This window comes from Streptomyces sp. IBSBF 2435 (assembly GCF_036815005.1).
Classification (GTDB): domain Bacteria; phylum Actinomycetota; class Actinomycetes; order Streptomycetales; family Streptomycetaceae; genus Actinacidiphila.
Genome location: NZ_JAJSYW010000311.1, coordinates 1 through 4571, shown reverse-complemented (window position 1 = coordinate 4571; position 4571 = coordinate 1). Strand labels below are relative to the sequence as shown.

Here is a 4571-nt window from a genome sequence, read left to right as displayed (position 1 = left end):
TTTTGCTCGAGGATCGGGCCAGCGCGACGGCATCACGCTTGAACTCCTCCGAGTACCGTTTGCCCTGCTTGTTGCTCACCTGGCTCTACTCCTCTGGGACCAGGTCCCAGTCTCCAGGTGTCCAGGTCAACGGGGAAGCTTCAATTGCGTCTCTGTGACACAACTTGATCCTGACGATGGAAGCGCGGACGACGACTACGAGGACGAGGAGGACCACGACGTACCGGAGTGGACCGACCAAGTCATGGCGACCGTGGCGGCCGAGGTTCGACGGCGGAGGAAGGAGAGGGACATGAGCGCACAGGAACTGGCTGACGTCTGCACCGAGATCGGCCACCCGATCCCCCGCAACGTCATCGCCAACATGGAATCCGGACGCCGCTCGATACTGCCGCTCGTCGACGTCATCGTGCTCGCCGAAGCACTCGGCACGCACCCAGCACTGTTGATCTTCCCGCTCGGACACGTCAGCCAGGTGCAACGACTCCCGCTCCAGGACGCGGTCTCCCCCTGGGAAGGCATGAGTTGGTTCGACGGGGACTCCGGCTACGGCATGGACAGAGCCCTTGTCCGCACCTTCCGCGAATACCAGCGGCACGAAGCCTTCAGCATCGACGCCTGGAACGACATGCGGAACTACGACAACGATGCGCAGTCCGCTACCGACCCCAAGAGCCGCGCGCACGCTCGCCAAGCCGCCGAACGAGCCATCGCCCGCCTCGAAACAGCCATTGCACGCTCAGACGCCAGCCGCGAACGCATCCGCCGCATTCTCGGTCCGTCCGGGCAGTTGCCGCCCGATCTGAGTTATCTCACATCCGACATCCCCAACGGAACGGACAGCATTTGAAGGGCTCCACGCACCGCCGCTGCTACTGCCGCGACCCCAAAACAGGCCGCCCCCTCGGTAAGAGCTGCCCCAAGCTCACCACCCGGAAGCACGGCTCCTACTCCATACGCCAGGAACTCCCGCCCCGCCCGGACGGCTCCCGCCGCGCCTTCAACCGCGCCGGCTACGAGACGCTCAAGGCCGCCCAAGCGGACCTCGACCACGTACGCGCCCTCCTCGGCCTGGCCGAGTCGGACGACCCCGAAGGCGTCGCCCTGATCGCGGCCATGCTGGCGGAAGTCAGCGAGGAGAAGACCCCACTCCCCGACGTCGAGGAGACGAGGCGGCGGCTGAGGTCCGGTCAGGACCTCATCGGCCGGATCACCGTCGGCGAGTGGCTGGACCAGTGGCTCGCCGCCAAGCGCATACGCAAGTCCGGCATCAGCCGCTACGAGACCGACATCCGCATCCACCTCAAGCCGCGCATCGGGCATCTCCGTCTCGACCGGCTCCGGGTCAGCCACCTCAGCGACATGTTCACCGCCATCGCCGACGCCAACGCCGAGGTCCTGGAGCAGAACGCCCAGCGGAAAGCAGCGGTCGCGGAGCTTGCCACCGTTCCGTGGAAGGGCGCCGAACATCGTGCGCGCCGCAAGGCGATGAAGGAGGCGATCGACGCCATGCCGGCGGTTCGGCGCGTGACCGGTCCGGCGACGCGCCTGCATGTCAAGGCCACTCTGCGGGCGGCGCTCAACGACGCCATCAGCCAGCAGATCATCACTCTCAACCCGGCGGCCCACGTCGAGATCGACCCCGTGCGTAAGCCCAAGGCGCTGGTGTGGACGGACGAGCGGGTCGAGAAGTGGCGAAGGACGAACGAGAAGCCCTCCCCCGTCATGGTCTGGACGCCTCGGCAGACCGGCGCGTTCCTGGACTCCGTCGCCGAGGACCGGCTCTACGCGATGTGGCACCTCATCGCCTTCCGCGGCCTGCGACGCGGTGAGGCCTGCGGTCAGCCCTGGTCGGAGACCAAACTCGACGCGCACTCCCTCACCGTCTCCGCCCAACTCGTCCAAGACGGTTGGCAGGTCGAGACGTCCGAGCCCAAGACGGACAACGGGTTCCGCGTCATCGCGCTCGACGACGACACCGTCGAGGTACTGAAGCGGCACCGCGAGAGGCAGGAGGCCGACCGCGAGGACTGGGCCTCGGCCTGGGTGGACACCGGCCTCGTCTTCACCCAAGAGGACGGGTCCTGGCTGCACCCTGGCAAGGTCACCGACCTGTTCGAACGGCTCGTCGCCGCCTCCAGCCTCCCGCCCATCCGGCTGCACGACCTCCGCCACGGCGCGGCCACCCTCATGCTCGCCGTCGGCGTCGACGTGAAGGTCGTGTCCGACACCCTCGGGCACAGCGACACCCGGATCACGCGGGACATCTACCAGAGCGTCCTCCCCGAGGTCGGCAAGAAGGCTGCCGAAGCCACCGCCAAGCTCGTCCCCCTCCAGCGCAAGACCGAGGCGGAGGAGGCCCGCCAGGCAGCGAAGAAGACGAAGGAAGCGCAGGCCCGAGCCAAGAAGAAGGGCAAGCGCAAGAAGCCCAAGATGTAGGTCCCGAGCGGATCCGCTCACGCATCGCTCACGCAAGCCGTTCCCACAGGGTTCCCATCCAGCTCCGCGCCATGCCCGAGCAACAGAAAAGCCCAGGTCACGGGCTATGTGACCTGGGCTCTTTCGGAGCCGCCTTCGGGATTCGAACCCGAGACCTACGCATTACGAGTGCGTTGCTCTGGCCAACTGAGCTAAGGCGGCGTGCTGCGCGCTCGGGGCCAAGGGTGGCAGGCGCAGCGGGGCCAAGTCTACAGGGTTGCGGGGGGTGGTCCTGACCGGGTGGGGATCTTGGAAAAGCGCAGGTCAGGTGCACTTCTTGTGGGGCGGGGGGACGGTGCCGGCCAGAAGGTACGCGTTGACGGCGGTGTCGATGCAGGTGGAGCCGCGGGCGTACGCGGTGTGGCCGTCGCCGTCGTAGGTGAGGAGGTGGCCGGAGGAGAGCTGGGCGGCCAGGGACTCGGCCCAGGCGTAGGGGGTGGCCGGGTCGCGGATGGTGCCGACGACCAGGATCGGGGCGGCCCCCTTGGCCTGGATGCGTTCGGGGTGGCCGGTGGCGTGGAGCGGCCAGTAGCCGCAGATCAGCGAGGACCAGGCCAGCGTGGTGCCGAAGTGCGGGGAGGCGGCACGGAAGGCGGGGAGCGCCTTGGCGACGTCGGCCGGGGAGCGGAAGGCCGGGGGCAGGTCGAGGCAGTTCACGGCGGCGTTGGCGTACATCAGATTGCTGTACTTACCGGCGTCGTCGCGCTCGTAGTAGCTGTCGGAGAGCTTCAGGAGCGGGCCGCCGTCGCCCTTGTTGGCGCTGATCAGGGCGCCGCGCAGGGCGGGCCACGCTTCCTGGTCGTACATCGCGGCGATCACGCCGGTCGTGCCGAGGGCCTCGGTGAGGGGGCGCTTCGTGCCGGTGGGGAGCGGATGCTTGTCGAGGCTCGCGAAGAAGGCGTCGAGGCGGGTGCCCGCGTTGGCGGCGGAGGTGCGGCCGAGCGGGCAGTCGGCGCGTTTGACGCAGTCGCGGGCGAAGGCGCCGAAGGCGATCTCGAAGCCGCCCGCCTGGGCGCGGCTGCTTTCCAGCGCACTCACGGAGGGGTCCATGGCGCCGTCGAGCACCAGCCGGCCGACCCGCTGCGGGAACAGCCCTGCGTAGGTGGCGCCGAGGAAGGTGCCGTAGGACTTGCCGACGTAGTTGAGCTTCGCGTCGCCGAGCAGCTGGCGCAGGACGTCCATGTCGCGGGCGGAGTCGATCGTGGAGACATGGCCGATGAGGGCTGCGGACATCTTCTTGCAGCCGGCGGCGAAGGCGCGGTCGGCGCCGGCGACCTTGTCGGCCTCCGCGGTGTCGTCAGGGGTGGTGTCGACAGCCGTGTACGCGTCCATCTGCTTGTCGCCGAGGCACTCGACGGGCTCGCTGCGGGCGACGCCGCGCGGGTCGACGGCGGCCATGTCGTAGCGGGACGTGACGGCGGACGGGTAGCCGGTGGCCGCGTACTGGAGGTAGTCGATCGCGGAGCCGCCGGGGCCGCCCGGGTTGACCAGCAGGGAGCCGAGGCGTTTGCCGGGACCTGCCGCCTTCGTACGGGCGACGGCGAGCTTGAGGTCGTCGGCGGCCTCGGGGTGGGCGTAGTCGAGCGGGACCTTCATCGTGGCGCACTCGAATTCCGGGACGCCGCAGGAGTGCCAGGACAGCTTCTGCTCGTAGTACGAGGCCAGGTCGGCGGGAGTACGGGCCGGGAGCGGGCTGAGCGTGGCCGTGATGGCGGGCTTCGCGCCGGGGGACGCCGTGTCGGACGGGGCCGGCGCCGCAGTCGCGGCCCCGGCGGGCGGCGCGGGAGTCGATACGGAGGCCGTGGCCTGGTGGCCGCCGCCCGAGCAGGCGGAAAGCAGCAGCCCGGTCACCGCGATCACGGTGGCCGGGAAGCGGAGCAGGCGCGTGGGGTGCGTCGGATGCATCGGCGGCTCAGGTCCTCCCGTCGGATGAATGCGAGCGTAGCTGGCGGTGCCCGGGGACAGCGGGGATTGGTGTCCCCTAATGAGTGATTACGAGCTTTGAGTCGTTTTGCGTGATTGCGACGCAGTGTGGTGTGGGTAGGCAGTTCGTGAGGACGCGGTGGGGGGTTCTGACGGCGGGAGAGGCGGGG

The 4571-nt window shown here is 68.9% G+C and carries 3 protein-coding genes and 1 tRNA gene; 2 read left to right on the top strand and 2 right to left on the bottom strand.

What is annotated here, in order from left to right:
• Positions 1-244: 244 nt before the first annotated feature.
• Together V7E46_RS32615 and V7E46_RS32610 are read left to right on the top strand one after the other, a co-directional pair.
• Positions 245-850 (top strand): helix-turn-helix domain-containing protein, encoded by a 606-nt coding sequence (locus V7E46_RS32615; RefSeq protein ID WP_333771784.1) that lies wholly within the window; start codon positions 245-247, stop codon positions 848-850.
• Positions 847-2439: a tyrosine-type recombinase/integrase gene (locus tag V7E46_RS32610; protein ID WP_333771783.1), complete on the top strand. Its 1593-nt coding sequence runs from the start codon at positions 847-849 to the stop codon at positions 2437-2439. The genes V7E46_RS32615 and V7E46_RS32610 overlap by 4 nt, the downstream gene beginning before the upstream one ends.
• Before the next feature lie 127 nt (positions 2440-2566).
• On the opposite strand, the gene V7E46_RS32605 is transcribed toward V7E46_RS32610, so the two are convergent.
• Both V7E46_RS32605 and V7E46_RS32600 read right to left on the bottom strand, forming a co-directional pair.
• Positions 2567-2640, bottom strand: a tRNA-Thr gene (locus V7E46_RS32605).
• Positions 2641-2742: 102 nt separating this feature from the next.
• The gene (locus tag V7E46_RS32600) at positions 2743-4383 is read right to left on the bottom strand and encodes an alpha/beta hydrolase (protein WP_333771782.1); all 1641 of its coding nucleotides are present in this window, start codon (positions 4381-4383) and stop codon (positions 2743-2745) included.
• Positions 4384-4571 lie beyond the last annotated feature (188 nt).